Origin of the sequence: Marisediminitalea alba, assembly GCF_002993365.1 — a bacterium.
In the GTDB taxonomy this organism is placed as follows: Bacteria; Pseudomonadota; Gammaproteobacteria; order Enterobacterales; family Alteromonadaceae; genus Alteromonas; species Alteromonas alba.
Genome location: NZ_PVNP01000034.1, coordinates 1 through 678 on the forward strand (window position 1 = coordinate 1; position 678 = coordinate 678).

1 protein-coding gene and 1 pseudogene are annotated in these 678 nt (G+C 49.9%); both read left to right on the forward strand.

From position 1 onward, the window contains the following. A pseudogene (locus C6Y40_RS04505) lies at window positions 1–446 on the forward strand (hypothetical protein); the annotation flags it as partial. 58 nt (window positions 447–504) lie between these two features. Then, window positions 505–678 (forward strand): transposase (locus tag C6Y40_RS04510; protein WP_146129494.1); only part of this gene is annotated, 174 nt, incomplete at its 3' end.

Below are 678 nucleotides of genomic sequence, written 5' to 3' on the forward strand. Positions count from 1 at the left end.
AGACGGTAAGTGCAAAGGCTGGTTCAAGAACTAAATTGCAGGACTTATTCGCAGTTTCCCTAACCGATTTTCAGGACTTTCCCATTAAACGGGCCAGCCTCGATAACGGCCGGATTATCTTTCAGCATGGCGCAGACCTTAAAATTTACGACATTGCCAAACGCCGCACCCGCACGCTGGACATTGCCCTGAGTGGCGACTTCCCTCAGTTACGGGAGAACTGGCTGACTAAACCCACCCAATACCTGACTTCACTGGATTTTAATGCCGACCACAAACAGGTCATCATTACCGCCCGCGGCCGTCTGGCCATAGCCAGCACCGACGGCAAACGCCTGGTAGAAATTGCCACCCCCCCCGCTTCGCGCTCCCGTAAAGCCATTTTAAGCCATGACGGTAAATGGGTGTACGCGATTAATGATGCCAGTGGCGAAATGGAAATCTGACGTGCTCCAATAGATTCACACAGCCAGTTAAGGGATAATTATCTCAACTGGAGTGTATATGAAAACGCGAAAAAGCTACTCGAAAGAATTCAAACTGGATGCGGTGAGTCTGGTTACAGAACAAAATTACAAGATTGCTGAGGCTGCCCGCAGTCTTGGTATCAGCGCCAATATGTTAGGCCGCTGGCTTAAAGAGCAAGAATCTGAAGGTGCCCACGCATTTCGTGGCAAT